Raw genomic sequence first — 16,457 nt, forward strand, 5'->3', positions numbered from 1 at the left:
GAGTCGTCGAGACTCGCGACTTCGTCGCATGCGCTTCGACGACTCGGACGCGAGACGGGCCGCGAACGGTCGCTCGCAAAACTCGCTCCGTTGGGGTCGCCGATGGCGGGTCGTTCGGCGCCTGATGCACACGCGACGGATCGTCGAGACTCACCACTGCGTCGCATGCGCTTCGACGACCCGCACGCGAGACGGGCCGCGAACGGGCCGCTCGCAAAACTCGCTCCGCGGTAGTCGGCAATTGGGCGGATCGTGCGGCGCTTGACTTACGCCGGGCGAGACCGGCGGGGCGGTGCAGTCTCACGGAGGCGACCCGGCCGCGGTTCTATCGCGAAGCCGGGCCGCAAGGGCCGATGCGTGGGCCACGTGGGGTCAACGGCGGCCGACGATGAGACCCTCGCCATTCGGGGTCACATTGACCGCGACGGTGTCGCCGTCGGTGACCTCACCGGCGAGCAGCTCCTTGGCGAGCGTGTCGCCGATGGCCTGCTGGATCAGCCTGCGCAGCGGGCGGGCGCCGTAGGCCGGGTCGTAGCCGCGCACGGCGAGCCAGAACCGCGCCGAATCGCTGACGTCCAGCTTCAGCCTGCGCTGCGACAGCCGCTTCTGCAGCTGGTCGAGCTGGATATCGACGATGGATTCCAGCTGCTCCTCGTCGAGGCCGTGGAACATCACCACATCGTCGAGTCGGTTCAGGAACTCCGGTTTGAAGGCCGAGCGCACCGCGTTCATGACGAACTCCGGATCGCCACCCGCACCCAGATTCGAGGTCAGGATGAGGATGGTGTTGCGGAAGTCGACCGTGCGGCCCTGACCGTCGGTCAGGCGACCCTCGTCGAGTACGGCGAGCAAGATGTCGAAGACATCCGGATGCGCCTTCTCGATCTCGTCGAAGAGCACCACGGTGTACGGCCGCCGCCGGACCGCCTCGGTCAGCTGACCGCCCTGGTCGTAACCGACATAGCCGGGCGGGGCGCCGACGAGCCGAGCGACCGAGTGCTTTTCGCTGTACTCGCTCATATCGATGCGGACCATGGCGCGTTCGTCGTCGAACAGGAAGTCCGCCAACGCCTTTGCCAGCTCGGTCTTACCGACGCCGGTCGGGCCGACGAACATGAACGAACCCGTCGGCCGGTTCGGATCCGCGACGCCGGCGCGCGCCCGCCGCACCGCATCGGAAACCGCCTGCACCGCCTCGGTCTGGCCGACCACACGCTTGCCCAGCTCCTGCTCCATCCGCAGCAGCTTCTGGGTTTCGCCCTCCATCATCCGGCCGACCGGGATACCGGTCCAGGACGAGACCACCTCGGCGATATCGTCGGGGCCGACCTCCTCTTTGAGCATCACTTCGCCGTCAGCGGCTGTCGCGGAAGCCTTTTCGGCCTCGGCGAGCTGCTTCTCCAGCGCCGGTATGCGCCCGTAGCGCAGTTCCGCGGCCTTGCCCAGATCACCGTCGCGCTCGGCGCGTTCGGATTCACCGCGCAGGGATTCCAATTCCTCCTTGAGGACGCGGACCTGGTCGATGGCGCTCTTCTCGTTCTGCCAGCGGGTCATCAGCTGGTTGAGCTTTTCGCGGTCGTCGGCGAGTTCCTGGCGCAACTTGTCCAGGCGCTGCTTGGATGCCGCGTCGGTCTCCTTCTCCAGCGCGACCTCTTCGATCTCCAGCCTGCGCACCGCGCGCTCGACCTCGTCGATTTCCACTGGGCGCGAGTCGATCTCCATGCGCAGCCGCGACGCCGACTCGTCGACCAGGTCGATCGCCTTATCCGGTAGGAACCGGGAGGTGATGTAGCGGTCGCTGAGCGTGGCGGCGGCGACCAGCGCGGAGTCGGTGATGCGCACACCGTGATGCACCTCGTAGCGCTCCTTGATGCCGCGCAGGATGCCGATGGTGTCCTCTACCGACGGCTCGCCGACCAGCACCTGCTGGAAGCGGCGTTCCAGGGCGGCGTCCTTCTCGATGAACTTGCGGTATTCCTCCAGCGTGGTGGCGCCGACCAGGCGCAGCTCACCGCGGGCGAGCATCGGCTTGATCATATTTCCCGCATCCATCGCCGATTCACCGGTCGCGCCCGCGCCGACGATGGTGTGCAGCTCATCGATGAACGTGATGATCTGTCCCGCACTGCTTTTGATCTCTTCGAGTACGGCCTTGAGCCGCTCCTCGAATTCACCGCGGTACTTCGCGCCGGCCACCATCGCGCCCAGATCGAGCGAGACGACGGACTTGCCGCGCAACGATTCCGGCACGTCACCGGCCACGATGCGCTGGGCAAGGCCCTCGACGATCGCGGTCTTGCCGACACCCGGCTCACCGATCAGCACCGGGTTGTTCTTGGTGCGACGGCTCAAAACCTGTACTACACGGCGGATTTCGGTATCACGCCCGATGACCGGATCGAGCTTGCCCGCGCGGGCCGCCGCGGTGAGATCGGTCGAATACTTCTCCAGCGCTTGGTAACTGCCCTCCGGATCGGCACTGGTGACGCGCGCGCTGCCGCGTACGGTGGTGAATGCCTCGCGCAGCGCCTCGGGGGCCGCGCCGTACTTCTTCAGCAGCATGGTCACATCCGAATCGCCCTCGGCCAAGCCGACCATGACGTGTTCGGTGGAGACGTATTCGTCGCCGAGTTCGGTGGCCAGGCGCTGGGCGGCGGTGATCGCGGCCAGCGCCTCGCGGCCGAGTTGGGGCGTGGTGGTCGCACCGGTCGCTCGCGGCAGTTTGTCCACGATGTCCTGTGCCTCGCGTCGAATGGTCGCCGGATCCACCGCGACGGCCTTGAGCAAGGGGGCGGCGATGCCATCGGTTTGATCCAGCAACGCCACCAGCAAGTGCGCCGGACGAATCTCCGGATTGCCCGCGGCCGAGGCGGCCTGCAGGGCGGCGGTCAGGGCCGCCTGGGTCTTGGTGGTGGGATTGAACGAGTCCACAAGTCACCTTCCTACTAGTCGATTCGCACTATCCAACGTCCGAAAGGTTGAGTCTGTTCCACTCAACTTCTATTTCTCGAGCGGACCGCTCGACACCCGAAAAGACTCGGTTCGAACGCTACGCCGCGACACTGCCGAATGGCATCAATCGCCGGGTCTACGGCACCGCGATGCCTACGATGGCCTTGGCCGTTGGTTGATGCATCAAATCCAGCCCGACTCGAGGAGCGATGGATGCGCGCGATCGTGGTACGAAGCTTCGGAGCAACACCCGAACTGGCCGAAATGCCGACCCCCGAACCCGGCCCGGGTGCGGTGAGAATCCAGGTCGAGGCGGCCGGTGTCAACCCCTTCGACCAGAAGATGGCCGGCGGCATTCTGGATGGCAAGCTGCCGCACGATTTCCCGATGATCCTCGGTGTCGACGGTGCGGGCACGGTGGCCTCGGTCGGCCCCGGCGTCACCAAATTCGGCGTCGGTGACCGCGTCGTCGGCAAATTCCTGGTCCCGCCCGCGGGCCACGGCAGCTTCGCGGAGTACTCGGTACTGCCCGAGGACGCCATCCTGGTCCCGATCCCGGACCGGGTGCCGACCGTCGCGGCGGCCGCCCTGCCGACCGCGGGCGTCACGGCGCAGGACATGGTGGACGCCACCAAGATCGAACCGGACCAGAAGGTATTGATCATCGGCGCCACCGGCGGCGTCGGCTCCTTCCTGGTGCAACTGGCCAATATCGCCGGAGCGCACGTCATCGCGACGGCGCGCGGAGCGGTCGCCGATCAGATGACCAGGCTCGGCGCGGCCGAGACCATCGATTACACCCGGAGCCCGGTCGCCGAACAGGTCGCGGCCGCGCATCCCGACGGCGTCGACGCGCTGTTCGATCTGGTGAGTCCACCCGAGGTGCTGGCCGAACTGACCGCGCTGGTCCGCGACGGTGGCACCGTCTACTCCACCATCTGGTCCGCCGATCCGGACGCACTGCGCGATCGCGGCATCAAAGGCGGCAATATCGAATCCTCCGGACGCGGACCGGAACTGACCCGCCTGCTCGATCGGGTCGCCGCAGGCGATGTGGTCGTGCCGATCGACGCGACCGTCCCGCTGGACCAGGGCCCTTCGGTCATCGGCGCGCCGGGCGCGCGGGGCAAAACCGTGCTGGCCATCTGAGCCCAGTCGTGAGCGCGCGCAAAAAGGGCTCACGCCCACCCGAATTCGGCCTCTTCCTGATTCCAGAGGCCGATAACTACCAGCAGCTCACCGAGCTGACGACATATGCCGAAGGAGCCGGACTCGACCTGATCGGCGTCCAGGACCATCCCTACCAGCGACGTTTCCTCGACACCTGGACCCTGATCACCGGCCTGGCCATGCGGACCGAGCGACTCACCTTCTTCCCCGATGTCGCCAACCTGCCCCTACGCAATCCGGCCGTACTCGCCAAATCCGTTGCCTCCCTCGACATCATGACCGGCGGCCGGATCCATCTCGGTCTCGGCGCCGGCGCGTTCTGGGCCGCCATCGCCGCCATGGGCGGTTACCACCTGAGCGCGGGTGAATCGGTCCAGGCGCTGGCCGAGGGCATCGCGGTCATCCGGGCCATGTGGAGCGACGAGCGTTCGGTCCGGGTGCCCGGCACCTACCACCTGCTCGCCGGAGCCCATCCCGGCCCGCAGCCGCAACACGATCCCGGCATCTGGCTCGGCGCGAAGGGGCCGCGCATGCTCGCTCTGACCGGACAGCGCGCCGACGGCTGGCTGCCCTCGGCGGCCTGGGCCCCGCCCGAATTCCTGACCGAGGCGGGTAAGCGCATCGACGACGCCGCCGCGGCGGCGCACCGCGACCCGCGCGCCATCCGCCGGGTCTACAACCTGTCCGGCACCATCACCGCCGACGGCACGGACTACGGCTTCCTGGAGGGCCCACCCGAGCGCTGGGTGGACGATCTGTCCGCACTGCATCGTGACCAGCGCATCGACGGCTTCATCTTCTGGCCGACCGAGGGCGACCCCGTCGACCAGGTACATCGCTATGCCGAATTGGTCGCGCCCGCGGTGCGCGCGAACGTCACGCGTTGACCCGCCGGTAACCCGGAGCGAGCAAGGTCGCGATATCCTGCATGTCCGGCCCAGAGCAGCCCCGATTTGCCCACGGATTACCGTGAGCGCGGACGTGATCGGGCATACCCACACGACCATGTGATTTTCAGGGATACTTGTCGGCGGAGGACCGCCGGTTACGGACATGTCCCTGGGCAGATTTTGAGGGAAAGGAAGCTCCACGTCGTGGATGCGCGTTCGGCAGCGCTGGTCCGCGCCAACTTCCGATCGGTGATCGACTCACCGAACGGACCCGAGCGGTTGATCAGCGCGTTTTATGGTCACCTGTTTGCGGAGAAGCCGCAGCTGCGGGAATTGTTCCCGCCCGCGATGGAGATGCAGGCGAAGCGGGTGGTGACCGCCATCCATTACGTGCTCGACAATCTCGAGGACTGGGGGCGGGCCCAGAAGTTCCTGGAACAATTGGCGCGCGATCACCGCAAGTACGGTGTCATCGCCGCGCACTACGACATCGCGGGGCGGGCGCTGCTGGCCGCCTTCCGGGTCTTCAACGGTCCGATGTGGAATCGCGCGCTCGAGGAGGGCTGGCGCGATATCACCATCCTCATCTCCGCCTCCATGGCCATCGGCGCCAATTCCGATAAATCGCAGCCGTACTGGGATGCGACCGTGGTCGGCCATCGCCGGGTGCTCGAAGACTTGGCCATCGTGCGGCTGCAGACCGACAGCCCGATTCCGTATCAGGCCGGACAGTACGTACCGATCTCGCTCCCCCAGCGCCCCAAGATGTGGCGCTACCTCTCGCCCGCGATTCCCGCGAATCCCTACGGCGAGATCGAATTCCACGTGCGCAAGATCCGCGGTGGTTGGGTGAGCCCGGCGATCGTCAACGAGACCAGGGTCGGCGATCGGTGGATGATCGCGGGTCCGCTCGGTGGTCTGCACATCGATCGCGACAGTGGCCGTGACGTGCTGCTGATCGGTGCCGGCACCGGCATCGCCCCGCTGCGCGCGCAGCTGATCGAGATGGGTCAGCGCGGCATCAATCCGCGCGTGCACTTCTTCATCGGCGGCCGCTACCCCTGCGATCTGTACGACGTGGAGAATATGTGGCAGCTCTCGCAGAGCAATCCGTGGCTCACCGTGGTCCCGGTCTGCGAACAGAAGACCAACCCGTGGTGGTACCCGCATCCACCGCAGGACGAGCCGTACGGCATGCACCGCCGCCTGATCGGAAATCTGGGCGCGGTCGTCGCCAGCTTCGGCTCATGGGCCGACCGGCAGATCCAGATCGCCGGTTCGGCCCGCATGATCGCCGACACCCGCCGCGCCCTGATGGCGGTGGGCACCCCCGAGTCGGTAATCAGCTCAGATCCCGTTTGAGAGAAGTGATGACAATTGATCCGAGCCCGCACGGCAACGGTGCGGCGCCCGAATGGAAGTCGACCGTCGTCGGTCACCACCGGCTGCGCCACGACATCGCGGTTATCCGTCTGATCGGTGAGTACGTCCCGTTTCTCGCCGGACAGTCGGTCGAGGTCCGGGTGCCGCAGCATCCGGGGATGCGCCGTCGGCTCTCCCCCGCGCTGCCGCCGTCGCTGGACGGCAAGCTGGAATTCCACGTGCGCACGGTGCCGGGCGGCTGGTGCAGCGGCAGTATCGTGGCCGACACCCAACTGGGCGACGAATGGCAGATCAGCGCTCCCCTCGGCACTCTCGCCGTGGATCCGTACGGCGACGAGGTGGTGATGATCGCGGGCGGCACCGGGCTGGCCCCGATGCGCTCCCAGATTCTCGACCTCGCCCGCCACGAGGATCCGCCGCCCACCTACCTGTTCGTCGGCGGGCGCTCCCCGCGCGACCTCTACGCCGATGACATGCTGTTCCTGCTGGCGAACGAATTGCCTTGGCTCACGGTGATTCCCGTGATCGAGGGCCCGGAGGATCCCGGCTGGGTCGACGAATGGTACGAGCAGTCGCGCGTGGATATCGGCTTCCCGCTCGACGATATGCTCTTCGGCACGCTCGCCGATGTCGTCGGTTCACACGGCGCATTCGACCACCATCAGGTGCTGGTCTGCGGTTCGCCCAATATGGTCCGAGTGACATTGGACCGGCTCGTCGAAACCGGAACTCCCGCTGCCGCAATACAATTCGAAGGACTGTAACCAGCGAACTCGACCCCACGCGGAGTGAGTCTCACGAGCGACCGTTCACGGCCCGTCTCGCGTCCGAGTCGTCGAAGCGCACGCGCCGCAGGCGCGGGACTCGACCGTCCGGCGCGTGCACATCGGCGGCCGAACGATCCACCACCAGCGACCACCACAGAGCGAGTCTTACAAGCGACCCGTTCACGCCCCCTCTCGCGTCCGCGCCATCGAAGCGCATGCGCCGCACACGCACGACTCGACCATCCGGCGCGTGCACATCGGCGGCCGAACGATCCACCACCAGCGACCACCACAGAGCGAGTCTTACAAGCGACCCGTTCACACCCCCTCTCGCATCCGCGCCATCGAAGCGCACGCGCCGCACACGCACGACTCGACCATCCGGCACGTGCACATCGGCGGCCGAACGATCCACCACCAGCGACCACCACAGAGCGAGTCTTACGAGCGACCGTTCGCGGCCCGTCTCGCGTCCGAGCCGTCGAAGCGCATGCGACGACGCAGGCACGGGGCCCCGCCCGCCTGGCACGTACCCATCAGGCGCCGAACGATCCGCCATCAGCGACCCCAACGAAGCGAGTCTTACACCCGCCCGGTGCGCGGCCGTTAGGGCGTCGTTTTGGTCTTCGCGATGGCCACGAAGTCGCGAGTCTCGACGACTCGGACGCGAGACACAGGGGGCCGCGAACACGCCGCGGCGGAGCCGCGGCCAACAACTCAGAAAAGCGGATCGTGGCGGATGTTCTTGGTCTGCGTACCTGCTGCCATGAGACGGAACTTGGTGGTCTGCACCATCGAGGGTGATCCGACGATCTGCACATCCCGGTCGGACCAGGAGCCGTAGCTGGCGACGACCTTGCCGATCTGGCCGGTCATCCGGGCTTCCAGCCCCGGCCAGGTGTGCTCCGATTCGCCGGAGTCCAGGTACCACCAAGGGTTTTCATCGCTCTCGGAGACCGGCGTGACGGTGAGCCATTTATTGGCGGTGGCCAGTTGGCTCAGGATCTCCAGATCGTAGAGGTCACACGGGTGGTGGCCGCCGACGAACAGGTGCACCCGTGGATTGACGCGCCGCTGTGCCATCGCCATGAGCTGGGCGCGCAGGGGTGCGATGCCGGTACCGCAGCCGACCATCAGCATTTTGCGTTTCACATTGCGCGGCACGCCGAGTCCGCCGAGCGGTGAACCGAGCAGCCACTGGTCACCGATGTTGGTGTGGCCGACAATGGCCGGACTGACCCAGCCGCCGAGCACCCCGCGGATGTGGAATTCGATCTCCCCGTCCGCATTCGCGGGCACCGCGGGGGACAGATAGCGCCACATACGCGGCCGGGCCGGGATCTGCACGCTGATGTACTGGCCCGCGGCGTACTGCATCGGCTGATTCAATTGCAGCCGCACCACGGCGAGATTGCGCAGTACCTCGCGGCGCTCGACGACGGTCCCGCTCCAGACCGGCGGCGCCGATTCCTGTTCGGCCGCGCCGATCATGGTGTCGCCGATGATCTTCAAGCCCTCGTCCCAGGCCCGGTCGACCTCGTCGGTCCACATCTCGGTGCCCGCGAAGATCCGCATCGCGGACTTCAACGAGGTCGCCACGGCGGTGTAATGCGCGGCCTGTACCCCGTACTTGCGGTGATCGCGCCCGAGTTGGGCGAGGAATGGCAATAACTTATTCGGCTCCTCGAGCCGATCCAGCGCATAGGAGATGGCCTTGACCAATCTGTCACGCTGGGAATCCATCGCTGCGGGGAAGAAATCCCGTACGGCGGGATAGTCCGTGAACAGAATTGCGTAGAACGAACTGGCTAGCTTGGCCGGACCCCCCTCCTCCGCAGCAACCGCCTTGAACGTTGTTCTTATCAAAGCGACGGTCCGCGAGTCCATTTGTGTCACAACCCCTTTTGCACTCGAACACAAACCCGTGCCGGCGAGTGAAGTGCTGCGGGACACTCGACAGCAGCCGATGCGAACGAGTGTAGGCGAGGTTTGCCAGCTTCGGAATCAGTCGCATAAACATCACGAATGTAATTCCCTCGAAACGAGGATCCGCACCACGAAAACCCTTGAAAACAAACCGAAAGAACGAACACAACGGCGAAATCAGTCATATATTCACCGAATTCGGAAGGCCCGCTTTGCAAGATTCATCCCAATCGGGATCTCGGAGCGATCGTGCGGCAATCCGCGATCCGGGACCGCTCATCCGGCTCGAGCAAACCGCAGGCGTCGGCCGATCTGGCGACCGACGGGATCCGCGGCACGCTCCGGCGCATTGTTTGCCGCGGCAAGGGCCACAGCAAACTTCACAGCTCGGCACATCGTTGGCAACCCTTCCGAACCGCATGCCGAAACCCACGAGCGGCTGAACCGGTTGTCGGGTAATGAAACCCGGTTCCGGAGTTTGCTCGAGCACTGCCAGCGGATATCCGGGTGCACAACCAGATTCGGCGCTGCGACATAACGCATTCACTTATCGGCACGAAATGACAAAAGGCTCCGGGCTCGGTCGAAACCGAATCCCGGAGCCTGCCGCGCTTATCAGCGCCTATGGCGCGGTTTCCACACCACCAGTGCGGTACTGCGTTGCGGCGGCGCGAGATCGGGGCGATACCCCGCGCGCAGCCGATCCAGCTCGGCCGACATCTCGGCGACGCGCTGTTGCAGTTCCTCGACCTGATTGGTGAGTTCGATGATGCGCTTGATGCCCGCCAGGTTGACGCCCTCGTCCTGGGATAGCCGCTGCACCTCGCGGAGCAGTTCGACGTCCCGTGCCGAATAACGTCGACCGCCACCCGAAGTCCGTTGCGGCGTAACCAGTCCGAGGCGGTCATACGTGCGCAGTGTCTGCGCGTGCATACCCGCCAACTGGGCTGCCACGGAGATCATGAAGAACTCCGCCCGCGACGCCCCGCTGGATGCCTGCTTCGGATTATCGGACATCACGCACCTGCCCATCCCGCACGTGGATCGAACCCGCTGGTCTTCTCCGCCTCCGCGTAGCGCTTGAGCGCCTCGGCGGCATTGTCGTCCAGCTTCTGCGGCACGGCCACCTTGACGGTGACGAGCAGATCGCCCGCCCCGCCGCCGGGGCCGCGCTTGGGCACGCCACGACCGCGCACCCGCAGGATGCGACCGTCCGCGGTACCCGGAGGCACCTTGACACCGACGCGCCCTTCCAGCGTGGGCACGGAAACCGTTGTGCCCAGCACCAATTCACTGTAGCTGACCGGCAGCACCAGGGTCAGGTCGTCGCCGTTGCGGCCGAAGACCTTGTCCTGGCTGACGTGCACGGTCACATAGAGATCACCCGAGGGCGCACCGCGCAGTCCGGCTTCGCCCTGGCCGGCCAGCCGGATCTTCTGCCCATCGCTGACACCAGGGGGAATCCGCACCGTGATGGTGCGGGTCCGATTCTGGATGCCGCTGCCGCGGCAGTCGACGCACGGATCGTCGATGATCGAACCGCTGCCACGGCATTCGTCGCACGGCTCGCTGAAGCCGAACGCGCCCTGGTTGCGGCTGATCACGCCGTTGCCATTGCAGACGGGGCAGACTCGCGGACTGGTCCCGGGCTTGGCGCCACTGCCGTGACAGGTCGTACACGGCGACGGACTCGTCATCCGCAGCGGAACCGTGACACCCTGTGCGGCCTCGCGGAAGCCGAGAGTCGTCTCGGTCTCCACATCGGCGCCGCGGCGCGGACGGCTCGCGGTGCGCGTGCCGCCCCGGTTGAACAGGCCGCCGAGCAGGTCACCGAGGCCACCGTCGCCGGCATTCGCCTGGCCGAAGATGTCCCCGATATTGAAGTCCTGCGAGAAGCCGCCGCCCGCACCGGGAGTGAAGCCACCGCGCCCGTATCCGCCACCGGCGAACAGCTTTCGGGTCTCGTCGTATTCCTTGCGCTTGGCCGAATCCGACAGCACGGCATGCGCCTCGCTGACGGATTTGAACCGCTCCTCGGCCTTGGTATCGCCGGGATTGGCATCCGGATGCAGGTCACGGGCGAGCTTGCGGTACGCCTTCTTGATCTCGTCCTGCGAGGCACTGGAGGAGACACCCAGCTCCTTGTAGAAATCCTTTTCGATCCACTCCCGTTGGCTCACCGGGCATCTCCTCCTCTCGGGTTCCTATTGGTTGTTCGCATTGGCATCAGCATCCGATGCCTCTTCTTCGACCAGATCGGCCACGCCATCGGTTACCCCGACGAGCGCGTGCCGAAGCACTCGATCGCCGAACCGATAGCCCTTGCGCATGACAAGGCCGATCACCGGATCGTGTCCGGAGCCCTCGTGCTGCACGGCTTCGTGCAGGGTCGGGTCGAACGGCTCACCCTCCGTACCGAATTCCTGCAGACCCTGCTTGTGCAGCGCGTCGGCGAGCTTATCCGCGACCGACTTGAGCGGTCCGGCATCGAGATCGCCGTGCGCCCGCGCACGATCGAGATCGTCGAGTACACCGAGCAATTCGGAGACCACGGCCGCCTTGGCCGCATCGATGGTGGCCTGGCGGTCCCGCTCGACCCGACGCCGGTAGTTGGCATATTCGGCGGTCAGCCGCTGCAAGTCGGCGGTGCGCTCGGCCAGTTCCTTGGTGATGGCCTCGGCCAGGATCTCGGCGCCTTCATCCGAACCGATGACGGGTTCGGTGCCGTTCCCGGCTTCGGGACCGGGCCCGGCGGCGGGGTGTTCCGCCGCCGGCTCCCGGATTTCACCTGTCTCCGGATCGATCTTGCGATTGTCGACGAAGGTGATCGGCTCCTGTTCGGAGTTTCCCTCGCTCACTTCTTCTCCGTGTCGACCGGCTCGTCAACGACCTCGGCATCCACGACCTGGTCATCGCTTGCGGAGCTCGACGCGCCGTTGCCGGACGCGGCCTGGTCGGCGGCCGATGCCTCGTAGATCGCCTGACCCAGCGCCTGCGACTCGGTCGCGAGCTTCTCCACCGCGGACTTCACGGCCGCGATATCGGTGCCCTTGAGCGCCTCGTTGGCCTCGGCGATGGCCGCCTCGACCTTGGTCTTGACGTCCGCGGGGACCTTGTCCTCGTTCTCCTTGATGAACTTCTCGGTCTGGTGCACCAGCGACTCGGCCTGGTTGCGGGTCTCGGCCTCCTCGCGGCGGGCCTTGTCCTCGGCGGCGTGCGCCTCGGCGTCCTTGACCATCCGGTCGATCTCCTCCTTGGACAGGCCGGAGCCGTCCTGGATCTTGATCGTGTTCTCCTTGCCGGTGCCCTTGTCCTTCGCGGTCACGTGCACGATGCCGTTGGCGTCGATGTCGAAGGTGACCTCGATCTGCGGCACACCGCGCGGGGCCGGCGGGATGCCGGTCAGCTCGAAGGAACCGAGCAGCTTGTTGTGCGAGGCGATCTCGCGCTCACCCTGGAACACCTGGATCTGCACCGACGGCTGGTTGTCATCGGCCGTGGTGAAGGTCTCCGAGCGCTTGGTCGGGATGGTGGTGTTGCGCTCGATGAGCTTGGTCATCACACCGCCCTTGGTCTCGATACCCAGCGACAGCGGGGTGACATCGAGCAGCAGGACGTCCTTGACCTCGCCCTTGAGCACACCGGCCTGCAGTGCGGCGCCGACGGCGACGACCTCGTCCGGGTTCACGCCCTTGTTGGGCTCCTTGCCGCCGGTCAGCTCGCGGACCAGGTCCGAGACGGCGGGCATACGGGTCGAGCCACCGACGAGCACGACGTGGTCGATATCGGCGACATTGATGCCTGCGTCCTTGATCACGGACTGGAACGGCGCGCGGGTGCGGTCGAGCAGGTCCGAGGTGATCTTCTGGAATTCGGCGCGGGTCAGCTGCTCGTCGAGGAACAGCGGGTTCTTGTCGGCGTCGACGGTGATGTAGGGCAGATTGATCGAGGTGCTCTGCGAGGAGCTCAGCTCGATCTTGGCCTTCTCAGCCGCCTCACGCAGGCGCTGCATGGCCATCTTGTCCTTGGTCAGGTCGATGCCCGCACTGGCCTTGAACTTGTCGACCAGCCAGCTGACGACGCGCTCGTCCCAGTCGTCACCACCGAGGTGGTTGTCGCCGGAGGTGGCACGGACCTCGACGACGCCCTCGCCGATTTCCAGCAGCGAGACGTCGAAGGTGCCGCCACCGAGGTCGAAGACCAGGATGGTCTGTTCCTTGTCGCCCTTGTCCAGGCCGTACGCGAGTGCGGCCGCGGTGGGCTCGTTGACGATGCGCAGCACGTTCAGACCGGCGATCTGACCGGCCTCCTTGGTGGCCTGGCGCTGCGAGTCCTCGAAGTAGGCGGGCACGGTGATGACCGCGTCGGTGATCTCCTCGCCCAGGTAGGACTCGGCGTCACGCTTCAGCTTCATCAGCACGCGCGCGCTGATCTCCTGCGCGGTGTACTTCTTGTCGTCGATGGCCACCGACCAATCGGTGCCGATGTGGCGCTTGACCGAGCGGATGGTGCGGTCGACGTTGGTGACCGCCTGGTTCTTGGCGGGCTGACCCGTCAGAACCTCTCCGTTCTTGGCGAACGCGACGATCGATGGGGTAGTGCGCGATCCTTCAGAGTTCGCGACGACGACCGGCTCGCCGCCTTCGAGAACGGCGACGACCGAGTTCGTGGTCCCGAGGTCGATTCCGACCGCACGAGCCATGGTGGTTCCTCCTAGTTGACGTAACTTCTTGTGTCGGTGCTGGGTAATCGCGGTTTTCGGGCGATCTACCCGCTCTGCGACATCCGCCCGGGTCAACCGGGTCGGGTGCCGCGAGACCTCGCCCCAAGCACCTCACGGAGCACGGTCCCAGCAACGCTGAGCGTGGTCGGCTCAATCCTGCACCCATTCGACACCGGGCGTCAACTGAAACTTGAGCCGAACACACTCAACACTGTCGATCAGCTCAACCGGCGGCCCACGCGGTTCTATTCCCCGATGCAGGAAGAAGGGGTCCTCGCCCGCCATTCTTGTCAGGCCCGAGGGCCCGAGCCAGAATCGTTGACCACTTGTGATCCACCGGCGACCACGGCGAACCGGCCCGATTCCGTCCCGCCCCGGGGCGGACGGATACCTCTGAAGCGGGGTTGCCTGGGGATCCGGCGGTCCACGAGGATAGCGGCGACGGCCGGTGTCGATCGCCGTCGATCCGCCGAAAGGAGTGGATGTGCCGACGAAGACGCGGTCCTGGTGGGGCTGGGGCAATGTCGAGGACGCGGTCGTCGGCGCGGAGGGGGAAGCACTGACGGCGCGGGTCGCGGCGATTCTGCCCGGTGCGGATCTCACACCACACGAACCGCCGTCGGTCGAATCGCTCCGGCTGCCCGAACCGCGGGTGAGCGCGCCGGATTCGCTCGCCGAACTGGTTTCGACGGATCCGGCCGATCGGGCGGCGCACGCGCACGGTCAGGCATTTCGCGATGTGGTGCGCAATCTGCGCGGCGAGGTGCGCAATGTGCCGGATCTGATCGTCCGGCCGAGGACGGAGGGCGAGATCGTCGACGTGCTCGACTGGGCCGCCGGGGCGAATATCGCGGTAATCCCGTTCGGGGGTGGAACTTCCGTGGTCGGCGGGGTCGAGCCGAGGTTGCCCGCTCGATCGACCGAATTCGCGGGGGCGATCAGTCTGGACCTCGGTCGGCTCGATCGGGTGCTCGAGATCGATCGCACCAGCCGGGCGGCCCGAATTCAGGCCGGAGTCTTCGGTCCGGCGCTGGAGGATCAACTGCGCGGCGCGAACCTGACGCTGCGGCATTTTCCGCAGTCGTTCGAATTCTCGACGCTCGGCGGCTGGCTGGCCACCAGGGCCGGTGGACATTTCGCGACGCTGTACACCCATATCGATGACCTGGTCGAGTCGATGCGAGTGGTAACCCCGACGGGCACAAGCGAATCGAGTCGGCTGCCCGGATCGGGGGCGGGGCCGTCACCGGACCGGATGTTCCTCGGATCCGAGGGGGCACTCGGGATAATCACCGAGGCCTGGATGCGCTTGCAGGACCGGCCGCGTTGGCGCGCAACGGCTTCCGCGCACTTCGACGACTACGCCCAAGCCGTGGCGGCGACCAGGGCCATCGCACAGTCCGGCCTCTACCCGACCAATTGCCGGCTGCTCGATCCGGCCGAGGCATTTCTCAATGCCGGTGCCGCGACGAGCGGCGGTGTGCTGGTGCTGGGATTCGAATCCGCCGATCACCCCACGCGCACCTGGATGGAACGCGCGCTCGAGCTGACCGCCGACCACGGCGGCACTCTTCCCGAACCCGCGCGCTACACCGAATCGACCGAGCACCGAGGAGGTTCGGGCGCGGCTGATACCTGGCGTTCGTCCTTCCTGCGGATGCCCTATCAACGCGACGCCCTCGCGGCCCGGTCGATGATCACCGAAACCTTCGAAACCGCCTGCACCTGGGACAAATTCGACAATCTGAAGGATGCGGTGACCGAGGCCGCGAACGCCGCCATCCGGTCGGTCGGCGCCGCCGGCGTGGTGACCTGCCGCTTCACCCATGTGTATCCGGACGGCCCGGCACCGTACTTCGGAATCTACGCCGCCGGTCGCTGGGGTAGTACGCTCGCGCAGTGGGATGACATCAAAGCCGCTGTCTCCGAGGCACTCTCGGCCGCGGGCGGGACCATCACCCACCATCACGCGGTGGGCCGAGACCATCGCCCCTGGTACGACCGCCAGCGCCCCGACCCGTTCGCGAATGCGTTACGGGCGGCCAAATCCGCGCTGGATCCGGCCGGAATCCTCAATCCCGGCGTGCTGATCTGAGCTCAGCACTTGTCCGCTGGGCGGGCCAGGCCCGGGTGAATGCCCGGGATCAGTCCGTTCGCCGCCGCGGTGCGCTGCAGGAGGTCGACCAGGGTGGCGCGCTCGTCGGGTTCGAGCGCCGCCGTAACGTCCGCGTCCAATCCGGTCACGATCGCCTCGGCCCGGGTGAGCAGCTCGTGCGCCGCGGGGAGTAGATACACCGCGTGTGCGCGCCGGTCGGTCGGATGTTTGCGTCGCTCGACGAGTCCGCGCTTCTCCAGTTCGTCCACCAGCCCGACCATCACATTGCGATGGATCCGCTGCGCCTCGCACAGCTGCTGCTGGGACTGACCGTCATTGGCGCTCAATATTCGCAGCGTGCCGTAGTGGCGCGGGCCGATGCCGAGTGGCGCGAGCAGGTCGGTGAAGCGCTGCGCGACATGGAACCCGAGCTGACCGAGCAGAAAGGCAGGGTGCTCGGACAGCGGCACGAAGGTCGGATCGGTCACGCACCAAGCATACCCCGATCAATGCACTCTTAGTGATTGCACACTTGATTGATAATCACTTCA

At 66.2% G+C, this 16,457-nt stretch carries 13 protein-coding genes; 5 read left to right on the forward strand and 8 right to left on the reverse strand.

The features are described from left to right. Window positions 1-372 precede the first annotated feature (372 nt). Entirely contained in the window at window positions 373-2,931 is a 2,559-nt protein-coding gene (gene clpB / locus ACIBW7_RS00075; RefSeq protein WP_397042573.1) for an ATP-dependent chaperone ClpB, read from the reverse strand. Between the two features lie 234 nt (window positions 2,932-3,165). Here clpB and ACIBW7_RS00080 point away from each other — a divergent pair, with 234 nt between their 5' ends. The 4 genes from ACIBW7_RS00080 (at window position 3,166) to ACIBW7_RS00095 (ending at window position 7,159) form a co-directional block, all read left to right on the forward strand. Then, the gene (locus ACIBW7_RS00080) at window positions 3,166-4,101 is read left to right on the forward strand and encodes an NADP-dependent oxidoreductase (RefSeq protein WP_397042575.1); all 936 of its coding nucleotides are present in this window, start codon (window positions 3,166-3,168) and stop codon (window positions 4,099-4,101) included. Window positions 4,102-4,109: 8 nt separating this feature from the next. Further along, complete coding sequence (locus ACIBW7_RS00085; RefSeq protein ID WP_397042577.1) at window positions 4,110-5,009, forward strand: LLM class flavin-dependent oxidoreductase; 900 nt, start codon at window positions 4,110-4,112, stop codon at window positions 5,007-5,009. A gap of 207 nt (window positions 5,010-5,216) precedes the next feature. Continuing rightward, complete coding sequence (locus ACIBW7_RS00090) at window positions 5,217-6,374, forward strand: FAD-binding oxidoreductase (protein ID WP_397042578.1); 1,158 nt, start codon at window positions 5,217-5,219, stop codon at window positions 6,372-6,374. Window positions 6,375-6,382: 8 nt separating this feature from the next. Then, window positions 6,383-7,159, forward strand: coding sequence for an FAD-binding oxidoreductase (locus tag ACIBW7_RS00095; RefSeq protein ID WP_357467330.1), 777 nt, complete (start codon window positions 6,383-6,385; stop codon window positions 7,157-7,159). Between the two features lie 31 nt (window positions 7,160-7,190). Here ACIBW7_RS00095 and ACIBW7_RS00100 read toward each other — a convergent pair whose 3' ends face one another. From ACIBW7_RS00100 to dnaK, 6 genes are all read right to left on the reverse strand, one after another. Continuing rightward, the gene (locus ACIBW7_RS00100) at window positions 7,191-7,580 is read right to left on the reverse strand and encodes a hypothetical protein (protein WP_397042581.1); all 390 of its coding nucleotides are present in this window, start codon (window positions 7,578-7,580) and stop codon (window positions 7,191-7,193) included. A 299-nt stretch (window positions 7,581-7,879) separates the two neighbouring features. Continuing rightward, complete coding sequence (locus tag ACIBW7_RS00105) at window positions 7,880-9,049, reverse strand: FAD-binding oxidoreductase (RefSeq protein WP_397042583.1); 1,170 nt, start codon at window positions 9,047-9,049, stop codon at window positions 7,880-7,882. 654 nt (window positions 9,050-9,703) lie between these two features. Next, window positions 9,704-10,105, reverse strand: a complete 402-nt coding sequence (locus tag ACIBW7_RS00110) for a heat shock protein transcriptional repressor HspR (RefSeq protein ID WP_397042584.1) — start codon at window positions 10,103-10,105, stop codon at window positions 9,704-9,706. Continuing rightward, a complete protein-coding gene (gene dnaJ, locus ACIBW7_RS00115; RefSeq protein ID WP_397042586.1) occupies window positions 10,105-11,268 on the reverse strand; it encodes a molecular chaperone DnaJ in 1,164 nt (387 codons plus the stop codon). Before dnaJ ends, ACIBW7_RS00110 begins: the two co-directional genes overlap by 1 nt. Window positions 11,269-11,292: 24 nt before the next feature. Continuing rightward, the gene (gene grpE / locus ACIBW7_RS00120) at window positions 11,293-11,946 is read right to left on the reverse strand and encodes a nucleotide exchange factor GrpE (protein ID WP_397042587.1); all 654 of its coding nucleotides are present in this window, start codon (window positions 11,944-11,946) and stop codon (window positions 11,293-11,295) included. Next, the gene (dnaK, locus tag ACIBW7_RS00125) at window positions 11,943-13,790 is read right to left on the reverse strand and encodes a molecular chaperone DnaK (RefSeq protein WP_397042589.1); all 1,848 of its coding nucleotides are present in this window, start codon (window positions 13,788-13,790) and stop codon (window positions 11,943-11,945) included. Before dnaK ends, grpE begins: the two co-directional genes overlap by 4 nt. Before the next feature lie 505 nt (window positions 13,791-14,295). Here dnaK and ACIBW7_RS00130 point away from each other — a divergent pair. Further along, complete coding sequence (locus tag ACIBW7_RS00130; protein WP_397042590.1) at window positions 14,296-15,906, forward strand: FAD-binding oxidoreductase; 1,611 nt, start codon at window positions 14,296-14,298, stop codon at window positions 15,904-15,906. A 2-nt stretch (window positions 15,907-15,908) separates the two neighbouring features. Here ACIBW7_RS00130 and ACIBW7_RS00135 read toward each other — a convergent pair whose 3' ends face one another. Continuing rightward, window positions 15,909-16,394: a MarR family winged helix-turn-helix transcriptional regulator gene (locus tag ACIBW7_RS00135; protein WP_397042593.1), complete on the reverse strand. Its 486-nt coding sequence runs from the start codon at window positions 16,392-16,394 to the stop codon at window positions 15,909-15,911. Window positions 16,395-16,457 lie beyond the last annotated feature (63 nt).

The sequence above is a fragment of the Nocardia sp. NPDC049526 genome, assembly GCF_044465765.1.
Classification (GTDB): domain Bacteria; phylum Actinomycetota; class Actinomycetes; order Mycobacteriales; family Mycobacteriaceae; genus Nocardia.